This is a genomic window from Falsibacillus pallidus, assembly GCF_003350505.1.
In the GTDB taxonomy this organism is placed as follows: Bacteria; Bacillota; Bacilli; order Bacillales; family DSM-25281; genus Falsibacillus; species Falsibacillus pallidus.
Map to the genome: position 1 here is coordinate 147225 of NZ_QQAY01000003.1, position 14661 is coordinate 161885.

Consider the following 14661-nt stretch of genomic DNA (forward strand, 5'->3'; position numbering starts at 1 on the left):
CCTTTCCGTCTACAAAAAAATCAATCGTTCTCTAATGCTTTTTCCATCATTTTTTTGCCGTAGCCTGCAAGCATATGATCAGGCTGGATTTCGAGTGCCTTTTCAAAATAGACAAGGGCTTTTTCCGGATCATCTTCATGCCCTGCTGTTGCAACACCTAAATTATAAAGGGCGTCCGTATGATCAGGGACAAGCTCCAATACTTTATGGAATTCACTGATTGCTTCTTCATAAAGTCCCAATTGTGCCAGACATAATCCAAATTGAAATCTTGCCTCAGCATCTGAACTGTTTAATTCCGTGCTTCTCTGCAAATAAGGCAATGCCAGCTTGAACTGTTCAGCCTGCATGAATGAAAGGCCCAGCATGAAATAGGCATCGCTATTTTCCAACCCGGTGCCGATCGCTTTTTCATACATTTTGATAGCCGGCTCCAATTTTTCCGATTCATAATAAAGGTTGCCCAGACTATAGTAGGCAGCCCCTGCTTTTTCATCTATTTCAATGGCCTTCAGATAGAACTTTTCCGCTCTTTCCATTTCGCCAACCGCTGATAAAACATGTCCAAAATTAATATAGCCGACCACGTCATTTGGATTTTCCTCAATCACTTCATTAAAAAGGGCAATCGCTTCTTCAAACTGTCCTTTTTCCAAATGCTCGATGCCTGCTTTATTTTTATCCATAAAATCATCCACCTCATTGCTTTCAACTTCTATGTGAAGTATACCATAAATCAAGGCAAAAAAAGGACTGGCTCTTTACGATAAAGAGCAGTCCTTCCATTAGCCTACGTACGTCAATTTTTTGTTATGCTTAAAGATTTGATCGATGGTTCCTCCGCCGAGACACTCGTCTCCCTTATAGAAAACGACCGCTTGGCCTGGCGTCACCGCTCTAACCGGTTCATCGAATATGACTTTCACTGTGGAGTCCTCAAGTATTTGAACGGTTACTTTTTGATCAGGCTGACGATAGCGGAATTTAGCCGTACAAGCAAACTCCTGCGGTTTTGCTTCATTGGAAACCCAGCTGACACTTGCAGCAATGATGGATTCGGAATAGAGGGCATCATTGTCAAAACCTTGTCCAACAAAAAGAACATTGCGATCTAAATCCTTTCCGATGACGAACCAAGGATCGCCTGAACCTCCAATGCCCAGCCCATGCCGCTGTCCGATTGTATAATACATCAGTCCATCATGTTTGCCCATGACTTTGCCATCCATCGTTTCCATCTTGCCTGGTTGGGCAGGCAGATAGTTTCCGAGGAATTCTTTGAAATTCCGTTCCCCAATGAAACAGATTCCGGTACTGTCTTTTTTAGACGCTGTTGCAAGCTCGGCTTCTGCCGCAATCTCACGCACTTTCTTTTTATTGATGCCGCCAATCGGGAACATAACTTTGGAAAGCTGCTCCTGTGAAAGCTGGTTCAGGAAATAGGTCTGATCCTTATTCTCATCCAGCCCCCTCAGCATCTTGTATTCTCCATCGCGGAATTCCACCTGTGCATAATGGCCGGTGGCGAGATAATCGGCTCCAAGCTTCACCGCATGCTCAAGGAATGCTTTGAATTTGATTTCCTTATTGCACATGACATCCGGGTTAGGCGTCCGGCCCGCTTTATATTCATCAAGGAAATACGTAAATACTTTATCCCAATACTGCTGCTCAAAATTGACTGCATAGTACGGGATTCCGATTTGGTTGCAGACGCGGATGACGTCTTCGTAGTCTTCTGTTGCCGTGCAGACACCGGATTCATCCGTATCATCCCAGTTTTTCATGAAAATGCCGATGACATCATAGCCCTGTTCTTTTAATAAAAGAGCAGCAACGGAGGAATCGACTCCACCTGACATACCGACCACGACACGCGTATCTTTCGGTGCTTTATTCATTTTCCGCACCTCCTTTTATTGTTTTGCCAATCTATTGACGATGGCTGCTGTTTTTTCAGCTGCCATTTCGATTTGTTCTTCGGTATTATTTAAGCCGAAACTAAAGCGGATAGAATTCCTTAAGCGGTCCGAATCATTCCCGAACATCGCCACAAGGACGTGGGACGGCTCAATGGAACCTGCAGTGCATGCTGAACCACTGGATGCGGCAACTCCTGATAGATCGAGATTCACCAGCATCGCTTCCACATCTGTTCCGGCAAAGCTCAAGTTTAGCACATGCGGCAAAGCTTCATCAACAAATCCGTTTACCACAAAATAAACCTCATGTTGGGTAAGGATTTCAATGAATTTCTTTTTGAAGCCAAGGTATTTCTCTCTTCTTTCTTCCTTTGTTTCTTCAGCGATTTTTACAGCTTCAGCAAATGCTCCAATAGAAGAAACATTTTCGGTGCCAGCACGTCTTTTTTTCTCCTGCTCGCCTCCATGCATGCGAGGCTTGACCTTGACGCCTTCCCTGGCATAAAGGAATCCGATCCCCTTCGGTCCATTGATCTTATGGGATGAAACGGACAACAAATCCACACCAATCTGTTTTACATCCAGATTCTCGATCCCATATGCTTGAACAGCATCTGTATGAAAAACCGCTTGATGTTCTTTTAAAATATCCGCTATCTCTGCAATCGGCTGTATCGTGCCAACTTCATTGTTCCCGTACATGATGGATACGACAGTCGTTTCGTCTGTCAATGCCTGTCGAACAACTTCCGGATTAACAAGTCCTTTTTCGTCAACAGGCAGATATGTCACTTGAAACCCTTCTGATTCCAAAGCATGACAGGCATGAAGCACTGCATGATGCTCGATGGATGAAGTAATAATATGCATCCCTTTATCCTTGGCAGCATGGGCAGCCCCGATGATTGCCATATTATCCGCTTCTGTTCCACCGCTGGTAAAAATGATTTCATTGAAGGAAGCATTAATGCTCTTCGCCAGGAGTGTCCGTGCACTATCAAGGATCTGGCGCGCTTCCCTCCCGAATGAGTGGATGCTGGAAGGATTGCCATATTGTTCGTTCAGCAGTTTCACCATTTTTTCAGCCACTTGCGGATGCACCGGGGAAGTAGCTGCGTGGTCGAGATAAATTCGTTCCAATTCATTTCACTCCAATAATTGATTGATAATCGACTAAGGCTGTATGATTTCCACCATTGCCTTAGATATAAAACATATAAGCATCAGACTCGCCATCATTCGTATGATGGGCCAAATCTTCAATTGTTGTATTATCCAAGACTTCTTTCACGGCATCTCTGATTCTGATCCACAATTCCCGTTTAGCCGGTTCCTCATCTTCAATTCCTTCTACAGGGCTGATCGGCCCTTCAAGGACACGGATGATATCCCCTGATGAAATTTCGGAAGGCTCTTTGGCTAAGATATAGCCGCCATATGCCCCCCTGATACTTTTGACTAATCCTGCATTTCGCAATGGCGCCACTAATTGTTCGAGATAATGCTCAGATAATTCATGCGCCGCTGCAATTGTTTTTAAAGATGTAGGCCCTTCACCATGCCTTTTGGCAAGCTCAATCATAATGGTCAGCCCATAGCGGCCTTTAGTAGAAATTTTCATAGTTTCGCACCTCTATCTATTTCATTTGTTGAAATTGTTTTCTTTACTGATACTGCCTTTTCCATCAAATAATCCACCGTTTTTTGACATTGCGGCAATGCGATTCCAACTAGAGTACCGATTGAAAGACTAAAAAAAATCGTCCCATAGTATACTGGTCCGCCTAATTGCCAGCCAATGGCTAAAACCACTATTTCCATAGCCCTTCGAACGTGGGAAATCTTCCACCCCGTACGTTCATTGACGGCCAGCATCAAACTGTCCCTTGGTCCGGCGCCAATACCCGCCGCAATGTAAAGTCCCATGCCATAGGCCATGACTACCATCCCAACAAGGAACATGATGATTTTCCCTATCAATGTGTCCGGTGTTTTCATAAACGGCAGCAGCATATATAAATCAATGAAAAATCCTACGAGCAGCATATTCAAATAAGCTCCTACTTTAGGAATTTTCCTTGATAGAATGGAAGAGGAAAGCAGGACGATGCATCCGATTAGTATGGACCAGGAGCCAATTGTCAAACCCAGCTGTTCATACAATCCGACATGAAGGACATCCCAAGGTGTCGCACCAAGATCTGCAAGAATCAAAAAGACAATTCCAAGCGACATAATCAAAAGGCCGACAATAAAGAAGGCGAACCTGGCGATGATACTTTTTCTTTTGTCCATAGCATTCCTCTATTCCATGTTTTTGACTTTCCGATTTCACTTTTTCACTTTTGACATTATAGCATAGAACCCGTTACAGATGCATTCAAGCTTTCTCTTTGCTACAATACATGTACTAGAACATCAGTTTGGAGAGATGCACATGACCACTAAACCTTTGGCCTATCGGATGCGCCCCAGAAACATTGATGAGATCGTCGGACAAGAGCACCTGGTCGGAGAAGGAAAGATCATCAGGCGGATGGTAAAAGCCAAGCAGCTTTCTTCCATGATTTTGTACGGGCCACCCGGCATAGGCAAAACGTCGATTGCCAGCGCCATAGCAGGAAGCACCAAGTACGCATTCAGGATGCTGAATGCCGTTACCAACAATAAAAAAGATATGGAAATCGTGGTACAGGAAGCCAAGATGTCCGGGAAAGTCATTCTGCTGCTTGACGAGGTGCATAGACTTGATAAAGCAAAGCAGGACTTTCTCCTCCCCTATTTAGAAAACGGGATGATCACAATGATCGGTGCAACTACGAGCAATCCTTATCATGCCATTAATCCTGCCATCAGGAGCAGGTGCCAGATTTTCGAATTGAAGCCATTGGAGCAGGCTGATATGGAAAAAGCCCTTCAAGCGGCGGTGGAGGATGAAGAGCGTGGCCTTGGAAAATATCCTTTAGTGATGAAAGAAGATGCCCTTCATCATTTTGCAACGGCCAGCAGCGGTGATTTAAGGAGTGCCTTGAATGCATTGGAATTGGCGGTCCTTTCAACGGAAGAAAATAAAGATGGAGAGATCATCATCTCAGAGGAAACAGCAGAAGAATGCCTGCAAATGAAAAGTCTTGCCCACGATAAGGACGGAGATGCCCATTATGATGTTTTAAGCGGCTTTCAAAAGTCCATACGGGGAAGTGATGTCAATGCAGCCCTCCATTATCTCGGAAGGCTGATCGAAGCCGGCGACCTCCCAAGCATTACTAGACGGCTTCTTGTCATCGCCTATGAAGATATCGGTCTTGCAAGCCCCCAAGCCGGGCCGCGGACATTGGCTGCCATCCAGACAGCAGAGAAAATCGGATTCCCGGAAGCACGCATCCCATTGGCTAACGTCGTCATCGAACTTTGCCTCTCCCCAAAATCGAATTCTGCCATAATGGCCATCGGTGAGGCGTTGGCAGACATTCGTTCCGGAAAGAGCGGAGAAGTGCCTATTCATCTGAAAGACGCCCATTATAAAGGGGCGAAGGAGCTTGGCAGGGGAGTCGATTATAAGTACCCGCATGATTTTGAAAACGGATGGGTAAAACAGCAGTACCTGCCTGATACATTGAAAAACAAGAAATACTACAAGCCGAAAAAAACAGGAAAGTTCGAGCAGGCGATTTCTACAGTATATGATAAAATCAATAATAATTAATGAACAAAAGCGGAAGCGCCTTGGTCAGCCCCGACCAGCATAAGACGCAACTCGAAGGAAATCCTGATTTCCGTAGAGGTGCGACTTATGACTCGAGGGGCTAGGCGTTGGAGCTGGACGTCGATTAACTTCTTTCAAAGTTATTCACAAGGTAAAATTTTTATAATTTCTTTAACGAAGATAAAATCCCTGTCCACTTGATATGGACAGGGATTTCGTTTTATGCGGCTACATCACGTTTAGAAAATACCGTGAATGCGAGCGCTTGGAAAATGATAAAGTAAACGATCAATACAGCAACGGAGAAGCCCAATGTCATCCCCTCGACTACCGGCCTTCCATCAAAATAAGCCATCAGATTCGTATTGGCAAAGAGGATATATTTCGCCCAGTCAAACTTCGCCGCTACAAGAGAGGTAACTAGTTCGCCAGAGAATAATAGGAATATAGAGATCCCTATTGCCAATGAACTGTTCCTGAATACAGCTGAAATCATGAACGCCATAGTGGCTAGCATCAAGAGGTCCACAGAACTGAATAAGTAGGACTTAATCAGATGAAGCAGCATGCTTTGCTCAACAACCTCGCCTGATGAATACGCCAAGTAGGCGCTGCCTTCACCCGTTCCGAATAAAACCGTTCCCAACAGACCTGAAAAGACAAACAATAGTGAGAGAAGGAAAAGACCGAATAATATGATTGTCAAATACTTTGACAAAAGGATCTTCCATCTTCGGATTGGACGGATTAACAGCAGTTTAATCGTTCCCCAATTAAATTCACTTGCTACGATGCCGGCGGAAACGATGATCGTAAACAATCCAACAAAGGAAATCAATTGAGATGCCGTGGAAATGAATGTCCACACATTCCTGCCTTGATCTGGTGCAATATCATGCTTAATCCGGTATTCATTAATAGCAATATTTTTTTCTATCTCCGATTTTGCCATCTCCGGAATGTGTCCTTGCTCCAAATCTTGTTTCATTTGCTGGTTCTGAACCGTCAGCTGCTGCTTCCAGTTCACTTGATCCTGATTATTTGAATGCATATCTGTGTATTTGGTAAATGCCCCTACTACGCCGACCATCAAGATGATCATACCGACCATTACATACGTACCAGGTCTCTTGAATATTTTTATCCATTCATTTTGAATGAGTCTGAACATGGCTCTGTCTCCTTTTTAATTATAGATTCGTAACTTCCAAGAAACGGTCTTCCAGTGATTTTGCGAGTGCCTTCACACCAAAGACATCCACCTCATTTTCCACCAGGTGCTTGATGATGGCTGGTACTTGTTCCTTCAACAGGGGCACTTCGATTCCTGCAGGTGTTTTCCTTCCGGCAAGATCAAATTCTTCCTTAAGAAGTTTGATTGTCTTATCAATTGTGGATGTTTCAATTAAATAAATCTGTTCATTGCCTTGAACGAAATCATGGACAGTCTGAACATCCGTCAATTTACCTTTTTGAATGATGGCAATTCGGTCGCACATCAATTCCATTTCAGAAAGTAGGTGGCTCGATACAATGACAGACATATTTTCATCTCTGGCAAGCTTCCTTATGTAATCCCTTATTTCTCGGATTCCTGCCGGATCGAGTCCATTAGTAGGTTCATCAAGGATCATCACTTGTGGTTTATGCAGAAGGCACTGCGCCAATCCCAATCGCTGCCTCATCCCAAGGGAATAGGTCTTCACCTTGCTATGAATGGCATCTGTCAGTCCGACAAGCTCTACTACTTCTGCTATCCGCTCCTTACTGACTCCCTTGACCATTCTTGCATATTGCATCAAGTTCTGATATCCAGTCAGGAATTTATATAATTCCGGGTTTTCCACGATGGCGCCAACATGCTGGATTGCTTGGTCATAATTCTTCTGGATGCTGTTCCCTTTGATTAGAACATCACCTGATGTCAGTTTCATCAAGCCAACAATCATTCTGATGGTCGTTGTTTTTCCGGCTCCATTTGGCCCGAGGAATCCAAATACTTCTCCTTCCTTAATGCTAAAAGACAGATCATCAATGATTTTCTTTCCTTTGATTACTTTCGTTACATTTTTCAATTCAACGATTGCAGTCATCTTCACACTTCCTTTGTTATGATTCATTGAATATTTGCTTAAACCAGGACAAAACCGACAAGCCTTTTTCTTCCCTGAGTGCTTCTACGTTTTCAATGCCTAAAAGGTTCCCTTTATATATGGCAATCACTTCGTCAAGGATGGGCTCGATTTCATCAATTTCATGTGTAGCGATCACAACTGTCTGACGTTCAAAATCGATATGGGACAGAAGGTTTTTAACGATTTCATCCCGGACGATCGGATCCAATCCTGAAAATGGCTCATCGAGGAGCAGCAATTCGGCATCCCTGGCAAGTGATAAGACGAGCTTCAGCCTTCCTCTATTGCCTTTTGAATAATGGCGGATTTTTTTATGCTTCTCCAGTTTGAGTGTTTCAGCGAGTTCAAAGGCTTTGCCTTTATGAAAATCTTTGAACTGTGTACTGTAAAAATCAATCATCTGCTTGACTGTAAAGTTTTCATAGAACATATCGAGTTCTGTCAAATAGCTGACTTTTTCACTGATTTTCCGCGTCACTCGGTCGCCCTCGGCTAAAAAAAGTTCCCCGCTGCTTGGAAAAACGAGTCCTGCCATCATTTTCAGTGCAGTCGATTTTCCGCTCCCGTTCGGCCCGAGCAGACCGTATATCTTTCCTTTTTCCAAAGTGAAAGAAATCTCTTTCAGGGCATATTCTTCCCCGTATTTCTTGGTGACGTTGTGAAAGGATACACTCATCTTCACTCCACCCCCTTATGTTCAAAATAAGATTCGATGTCTTCCATTATTTCTCCTCTGTTGAACCCAAGGTCGGTCATATTCTTTAAAAACTGTTCCACAATCCCTTTTTTGAGCTGCTTTTTTATCTCCTCGAGGATCACTGTATTTTCCGTCACAAATGTTCCCTGCCCCCTTCTCGTTTCCACGATTTCCATCCTCTCCATTTCACTGTATGTTCGCTGGATTGTATTGGGGTTTACTCCCGACTGCACAGCCATTTCCCTAACAGATGGGAGTTTGCTTCCGGGGAGGAGTTCTTTACGGACAATCTGATGAATGATTCGATCGGCTATTTGCATATAGATTGGCTTCGCTGCTTGAAATTCTTCAGTCATCCCATCACACCTCTACTTTTTTCTCTAAGAGCCAGCTCGATGCGAAAAATAGAAGCACAGTAAGCAATGCATATAGGACAATCGGCAGAAGGGGTACATCAATCGGAGTCATTTCTGCATTCCAACTTCCTTGTTCATAATGAAATGATCCTTCCGCATAAATGGATATGCTCCATTTTTTCATAAGGGCAGCCAGAGGCTTGATTGTCATGATGAGCGTTTCAATGGTGTTCCAAATGACGAAAAGAAGGATGAGGATTAGCCAGCGGAATCTTTTCACAGATGGAAATTTAGAAAGTGAATGGTACACCGTCCAATAAAATAGGCACCAGCACGAAAGATAAAACGCAACACAAAATACGGTCAGGTTGATGAGGAAACCCTCTTTGTACGGAAGTCCCATTCCTAATTCATTCATTGCGGTTCTTGGTAAGAGCCATTCATACAAAATGAAAAATACAATCGTCAACACGAGCTGGGAGATGAGTTGATAGACGACTGAAATGAGCACCTTGGAAAAAATGAGCATTTTGGACGGCTGCGGTGAATGGAGCCAAAGCTGTGTCCTTCCTTCCGTCCGCAAAAATGAAAGCATCATGACTGGTATGAAAGCAATATGCATGCTTCCCAGGAAAATGACGATTCCTAGCAGTACAAAGGGTTCATGGAGATAGCTTGATAAGCCGTAGGATAAGAGTAAAAGGATGAACATGGTGATGAACCAGGTGAGCATCCAGCTTTTTGAAAGCAGGTAGTCTTTCTTCAGCAATCCCCTAAATGCGTTCAAGATTTGCTCCTCCTTCTTGTTGATTTGTATTAGTGTTCTAGTTAGATAGTACACTAATACAAATTGGCAGTCAATACCATTTTTCGCAAAAAAAACTGCCTTCGCTGGAAGACAGTTTTTACTTTCATTTATTTAATCGTTAACACGTATCATTTTGATGTCTGCGAGCAGCTGGTCTACTGCATATCCCGCCATGATCAATCCTGCTACGGAAGGAACGAAGGCATTGGAAGATGGAGGCATTTTTGCTTTTCTGATAGGAGCTTCATCATTCCCTACTTCTTTCCTTACTTCTTCGCGGATTACAATCGGGCTTTCATCTGAGAAAACGACAGGGATTCCTTTTTTGATTCCTTCTTTGCGCAGGCGCAGACGAATTACTTTTGCAATCGGATCGGTATGGGTTTTGGAAATGTCTGCAATTCGGAATCTTGTTGGATCCGACTTATTGGCTGCACCCATACTGGAGATAATCGGGATGTCCCTTTTTAGACATTCCTTCATCAAATGAATCTTATACGAAATGGTATCCGAAGCGTCAATGACGAAATCAATGTTATGGCTGAAGAATTCTTCATATGTTTCTTCCGTATAGAACATCTTTAATGAAATGACTTCGCATTCAGGGTTGATATCTTTTATTCTTTCTTTCATTAAATCGGCTTTTGGCTGGCCGACCGTTGATAAAAGAGCATGAAGCTGGCGATTGATGTTGGTGATATCCACATCATCCTTATCAACGAGGATCAGCTTACCAACACCAGTCCTTGCAAGGGCTTCAACTGAGAATGATCCTACCCCTCCTATACCGAGGATGGCGACGGTGCTGTTTTTTAAAATATCCAAGCCTTCTTTACCAATGGCTAATTCGTTTCGAGAAAATTGATGAAGCATAGAAATTCAACTCCAATTATAAATTCTGTTCCTATTATTATGATTCCTGAATTAGGATAAACGATTACACCTTTTAAAGCAACCTTTCCGATGGGAATTATTTTCGCATAATCCCCATAAAAATAACAAAACCCCCTATCACTAGGGGGGATTCATTCTTAATATGATGACGAGGTCCCAATTGTGCCGTCTGATAAATCCGTGTTTTGAACCCGCTCTCGGCAGGTGGATGTCCTGCACCAGGCTTTATAAGTCCTCTTGAAGAGGCATTTACGCCGTCTGGAAACTCGGACTTCCAATGTTCAAAGTGTTCGGTCAAAACAGTAGGTACTGTAACGGGCACATCAGGACTTCGTCTTTGTAATAAAAATCATATCACAGGAAAATCAGAAATTCAATCGTTGACCCCTGTCAAATTGCGCCAAAATTCTCAAAAATCGAAAAATGAGCCAAATGTCACGATTCAACTGCTTCAGTTTTTAGTCCCAAATGCAGTTCATCAAGCTGATCTTCACTTACTTTCCCAGGGGCATTTGTCAAAAGACAGCTTGCACTTGCTGTTTTCGGGAATGCAATTGTATCCCTCAAGTTCGTTCTTCCGGCTAACAGCATGACGATGCGGTCTAATCCTAGGGCAATTCCACCATGAGGCGGTGTACCATATTCAAATGCATCCAATAGGAATCCAAACTGCTCTTTAGCTTGTTCAGGTGTGAATCCCAATACTTCAAACATTTTTTCCTGGATATCACGCTCGAATATACGCAATGAACCTCCGCCCAGTTCGTAGCCATTCAATACAAGATCGTAAGCTTGGGCACGTGCTTCACCCGGTGCAGAATCCAATAGGCCAAGATCTTCGCGTACAGGCATCGTGAATGGATGGTGAGCAGCAAAGTAGCGGCCGGCTTCTTCATCATACTCCAAAAGCGGCCAGTCAGTTACCCATAGGAAATTGAATTTGGACTCATCAATCAATCCCAGTTCTTTTCCTAATTTTAAACGGAGTGCTCCAAGTGCATCTGCTACAACTGATTTTTTGTCTGCTACAAATAGGAGCAGATCTCCAGGTTGTGCATCCAATAGGGCAGTCAATTTCGCAGCTTCATCTTCTGGGAAGAATTTAGAAATCGGACCTTTAAGGCCTTCTTCCTCCACTTTTAGCCAAGCAAGGCCTTTCGCTCCATATCTTGAAGTGAATTCTGTCAATGCATCAATGTCTTTTCTTGAGTACTTGTCTGCTGCGCTCTTAACATTGAGGGCTTTGACTTGTCCGCCGCTTGCAACAGCGCCGGCAAATACTTTGAACCCTGATTCCTTAACAGCTTCAGAAACATCTTTTAATTCCATTTCAAAGCGGGTATCCGGTTTATCAGAACCATATCGGCCCATTGCTTCATCATAGGATAAACGAGGGAATGCTTCAGGAATTTCAGCTCCCTTAACATCTTTCATCAATTTGCCCATCATGCGCTCCACCATGGCAATGATGTCTTCCTGGGACATGAAGCTCGTTTCGATATCAATTTGTGTAAATTCAGGCTGGCGGTCAGCACGGAGATCTTCATCCCGGAAGCAGCGCGCGATTTGATAATATTTATCGAACCCCGAAACCATCAGCATCTGTTTAAAAATTTGCGGTGATTGAGGAAGGGCATAAAACTCTCCCGGATGTACCCTGCTTGGTACTAGATAGTCCCTTGCCCCTTCAGGCGTACTTTTCGTCAGGATCGGTGTTTCAATATCAAGGAATCCTTCATCATCAAGGAAAGTCCTGAATGCTTTTGTCACCTGATGACGCATTTTCAACGTTTCAAACATCATCGGTCTTCTTAAATCCAGATAGCGATATTTTAAGCGAAGCTCTTCTGAAACTTCTTTATCATCTGAAAGTACGAATGGCGGAGTTTTCGCTTCATTTATGATAGTGATTTCTGAAACAACTACTTCGATCTTCCCTGTCATCAAGTTCGTATTGACCGTTCCTTCTTCACGCGCCACTACTTTCCCTTTAATATCAAGGACATATTCATTTCTTACTTTTTCTGCAATTTCCAGCGCTTCTTTTGAACCATCCGGATTAAAGACAGCTTGAACGATTCCCGTCCGATCGCGCAAATCAATGAAAATGAGTCCGCCGAGATCTCGTCTCTTTTGCACCCAGCCTTTTAATGTAATGGATTCACCAATGTTTTCTTCTGTCACTTCACCGCAGTAATAAGTTCTTCCGTACATGTTGTTATCCTCCCTTAATCCGCTAGTTGTTGGAATGCTGAAACAAAATCATCAAGCGTCAATTCCTGCTGATCTCCTGTTTCCATATTTTTCACATTAATCTTATTAACTTTTAATTCATCCTCGCCGAGCACCGCAACAAATCTTGCGTTTACTCTGTCCGCCGCTTTGAATTGGGCTTTTATTTTTCTATCGAGGTAATCCTTCTCGGCAGAGTAGCCTGCCTGCCGTAATTGATACAGCAATTCGACCGTTTTATCCTTAGCTTCCTCTCCAAGAGAAACAAAGAAACAGTCCATCTTGGATTCATACGGTAGAACAGCCCCTTCGGCTTCTACTGCTGCCAAAAGACGTTCAATGCTCATTCCGAAACCGATTCCCGGAGTTTCAGGGCCGCCGATTTCTTGGATGAGGCCATTGTATCGTCCTCCGCCGCATAGAGTCGTGATTGCGCCGAAGCCTTCAGCACTGCTCATGATTTCGAATGCTGTATGGTTGTAGTAATCCAAACCGCGAACCAATGTAGGATCTACTTCGAACTCAATGCCAAGGGCTGTTAAATAAGCCTGGACTTTTTCAAAATATTGTATGGACTCTTCATTCAAATACTCGAGGATGGATGGAGCTGTTCCCATCAGTTCATGGTCCCTGTCCTTTTTGCAATCCAAAATACGAAGAGGATTCTTTTCGAGGCGATTTTGGCAATCGCTGCAAAACTCTGAGATCCTCGGCTCGAAGTGTTTAATGAGTGCGTTGCGGTGTGCTTTCCGGCTTTCCTGGTCTCCCAAGCTATTGATGACTAGCTTTAAGCTCTTCAATCCAGCTTCTTTATAAAGCGACATGGCCAATGAAATAACCTCTGCATCGATTGCCGGATCCTGGCTGCCCAATGCTTCTACCCCGAACTGGACGAATTGCCTGAAACGTCCTGCCTGGGGCCTTTCGTACCGGAACATTGGACCATTATAGTAAAGTTTGACAGGCTGGTTTGCATATCCGTACATCTTGTTTTCAATATAAGACCTTGCAACAGATGCAGTTCCTTCGGGACGAAGGGTCATATCCCTTCCTCCACGGTCTTCAAAAGAGTACATTTCTTTTTGAACGATGTCTGTTGTATCTCCTACGCTGCGCAGGAACAGTTCAGTATGTTCGAAAATCGGAGTCCTGATTTCTTTATAATTGAATTTTTGGCAAAGCTCTTTTGCCTTCTGTTCTATGAATTGCCACTTTTCCACTTCTCCAGGAAGGATATCCTGGGTTCCTCGAGGAATTTGAATAGCCATTTCTTTACTCCTCCAATTTCATTTTTATGTAATAAAAAAACTCCCATCCCTTGTAAAATGAATTACAAGGGACGAGAGTATGATTCCCGTGGTGCCACCCTAATTGAAGCAAATGTGCATGCTTCCTCTTTTACAGTTAACGCCTGCAACGTTCATCCCTTACTGGGCTCTGCCTTTTCAGGGTGAATCCTAGGAAGTGTCTTTCATCAAGCCAGCTTGCAGGATTGCTCTCAGCCTTGGCAACCCCTCTCTATCCAAGTGAATCTCGAATACTTTTCTTCCTCGATGGATCCTTTATTCGATTAATATTATTCATTTATAATACGAGCGTACTTCCTACATTGTCAAGGCGATTTCTCAAGATCGCTCCATTTTTTTCTTAAGCGACCTTACATCTCTCAATGTCAATCCAAATTCAGAGGCCAGTTCCATTGTGGTGGCTTGGCTTTCCCTTTCGATAAAATGATGAAAATCCACTCCAAAAACTTTTTCAGCCCCCATATTCATCGACTGTTTATCACCAAATCTCATTCCATGACCTCCTTTTTCCATCTGCTCTTCTTATCATTTCCAATCCCATAAATTTATTACATCCATAAAAGGAGTTTTTGAATTCATATAGAATAGTAATAACTGATACCCT

At 43.4% G+C, this 14661-nt stretch carries 15 protein-coding genes, 1 other RNA gene and 1 other annotated feature; of the genes, 1 reads left to right on the forward strand and 15 read right to left on the reverse strand.

Annotated elements, in window-relative coordinates; genetic code table 11:
- Window positions 1-20: 20 nt before the first annotated feature.
- The 5 genes from DFR59_RS07320 to DFR59_RS07340 all read right to left on the reverse strand — a co-directional run bounded on the left by DFR59_RS07320 (window position 21) and on the right by DFR59_RS07340 (window position 4217).
- Window positions 21-686 carry a tetratricopeptide repeat protein gene (locus DFR59_RS07320; RefSeq protein WP_114744980.1) on the reverse strand — a complete coding sequence of 222 codons (666 nt, stop codon included), beginning with the start codon at window positions 684-686 and terminating at the stop codon, window positions 21-23.
- Window positions 687-785: 99 nt separating this feature from the next.
- Window positions 786-1901 (reverse strand): tRNA 2-thiouridine(34) synthase MnmA, encoded by a 1116-nt coding sequence (gene mnmA, locus DFR59_RS07325; protein WP_114744981.1) that lies wholly within the window; start codon window positions 1899-1901, stop codon window positions 786-788.
- Between the two features lie 15 nt (window positions 1902-1916).
- Complete coding sequence (locus DFR59_RS07330) at window positions 1917-3062, reverse strand: cysteine desulfurase family protein (RefSeq protein ID WP_114744982.1); 1146 nt, start codon at window positions 3060-3062, stop codon at window positions 1917-1919.
- Between the two features lie 61 nt (window positions 3063-3123).
- The gene (gene cymR, locus DFR59_RS07335; RefSeq protein WP_114744983.1) at window positions 3124-3543 is read right to left on the reverse strand and encodes a cysteine metabolism transcriptional regulator CymR; all 420 of its coding nucleotides are present in this window, start codon (window positions 3541-3543) and stop codon (window positions 3124-3126) included.
- The gene (locus DFR59_RS07340) at window positions 3540-4217 is read right to left on the reverse strand and encodes a YczE/YyaS/YitT family protein (protein WP_114744984.1); all 678 of its coding nucleotides are present in this window, start codon (window positions 4215-4217) and stop codon (window positions 3540-3542) included. Before DFR59_RS07340 ends, cymR begins: the two co-directional genes overlap by 4 nt.
- A gap of 142 nt (window positions 4218-4359) precedes the next feature.
- Between DFR59_RS07340 and DFR59_RS07345 the strand changes: the two genes are divergently transcribed.
- Complete coding sequence (locus DFR59_RS07345) at window positions 4360-5628, forward strand: replication-associated recombination protein A (protein ID WP_114744985.1); 1269 nt, start codon at window positions 4360-4362, stop codon at window positions 5626-5628.
- Window positions 5629-5848: 220 nt separating this feature from the next.
- Here the strand turns inward: DFR59_RS07345 and DFR59_RS07350 are convergent, their stop codons facing one another.
- The 10 genes from DFR59_RS07350 to DFR59_RS07395 all read right to left on the reverse strand — a co-directional run bounded on the left by DFR59_RS07350 (window position 5849) and on the right by DFR59_RS07395 (window position 14549).
- The gene (locus tag DFR59_RS07350) at window positions 5849-6799 is read right to left on the reverse strand and encodes an ABC transporter permease (RefSeq protein ID WP_114744986.1); all 951 of its coding nucleotides are present in this window, start codon (window positions 6797-6799) and stop codon (window positions 5849-5851) included.
- A 19-nt stretch (window positions 6800-6818) separates the two neighbouring features.
- A complete protein-coding gene (locus DFR59_RS07355; protein WP_114744987.1) occupies window positions 6819-7721 on the reverse strand; it encodes an ABC transporter ATP-binding protein in 903 nt (300 codons plus the stop codon).
- Between the two features lie 16 nt (window positions 7722-7737).
- Window positions 7738-8439, reverse strand: coding sequence for an ABC transporter ATP-binding protein (locus tag DFR59_RS07360; protein ID WP_114744988.1), 702 nt, complete (start codon window positions 8437-8439; stop codon window positions 7738-7740).
- A gap of 2 nt (window positions 8440-8441) precedes the next feature.
- Window positions 8442-8816, reverse strand: a complete 375-nt coding sequence (locus tag DFR59_RS07365) for a GntR family transcriptional regulator (protein WP_114744989.1) — start codon at window positions 8814-8816, stop codon at window positions 8442-8444.
- A gap of 4 nt (window positions 8817-8820) precedes the next feature.
- Window positions 8821-9603, reverse strand: coding sequence for a hypothetical protein (locus DFR59_RS07370; protein ID WP_114744990.1), 783 nt, complete (start codon window positions 9601-9603; stop codon window positions 8821-8823).
- A 132-nt stretch (window positions 9604-9735) separates the two neighbouring features.
- On the reverse strand, window positions 9736-10497 hold the full coding sequence (locus tag DFR59_RS07375) for a tRNA threonylcarbamoyladenosine dehydratase (protein WP_114744991.1): 762 nt from the start codon (window positions 10495-10497) through the stop codon (window positions 9736-9738).
- A 170-nt stretch (window positions 10498-10667) separates the two neighbouring features.
- Window positions 10668-10851: non-coding RNA, 6S RNA (gene ssrS, locus DFR59_RS07380), on the reverse strand.
- Window positions 10852-10953: 102 nt separating this feature from the next.
- Window positions 10954-12732: an aspartate--tRNA ligase gene (aspS, locus tag DFR59_RS07385; protein WP_114744992.1), complete on the reverse strand. Its 1779-nt coding sequence runs from the start codon at window positions 12730-12732 to the stop codon at window positions 10954-10956.
- 14 nt (window positions 12733-12746) lie between these two features.
- Complete coding sequence (gene hisS, locus DFR59_RS07390; RefSeq protein WP_114744993.1) at window positions 12747-14018, reverse strand: histidine--tRNA ligase; 1272 nt, start codon at window positions 14016-14018, stop codon at window positions 12747-12749.
- 64 nt (window positions 14019-14082) lie between these two features.
- Window positions 14083-14313: a binding site (T-box leader), on the reverse strand.
- 62 nt (window positions 14314-14375) lie between these two features.
- Window positions 14376-14549: an RNA polymerase subunit sigma-70 gene (locus DFR59_RS07395; RefSeq protein WP_114744994.1), complete on the reverse strand. Its 174-nt coding sequence runs from the start codon at window positions 14547-14549 to the stop codon at window positions 14376-14378.
- Between the last annotated feature and the right edge of the window lie 112 nt (window positions 14550-14661).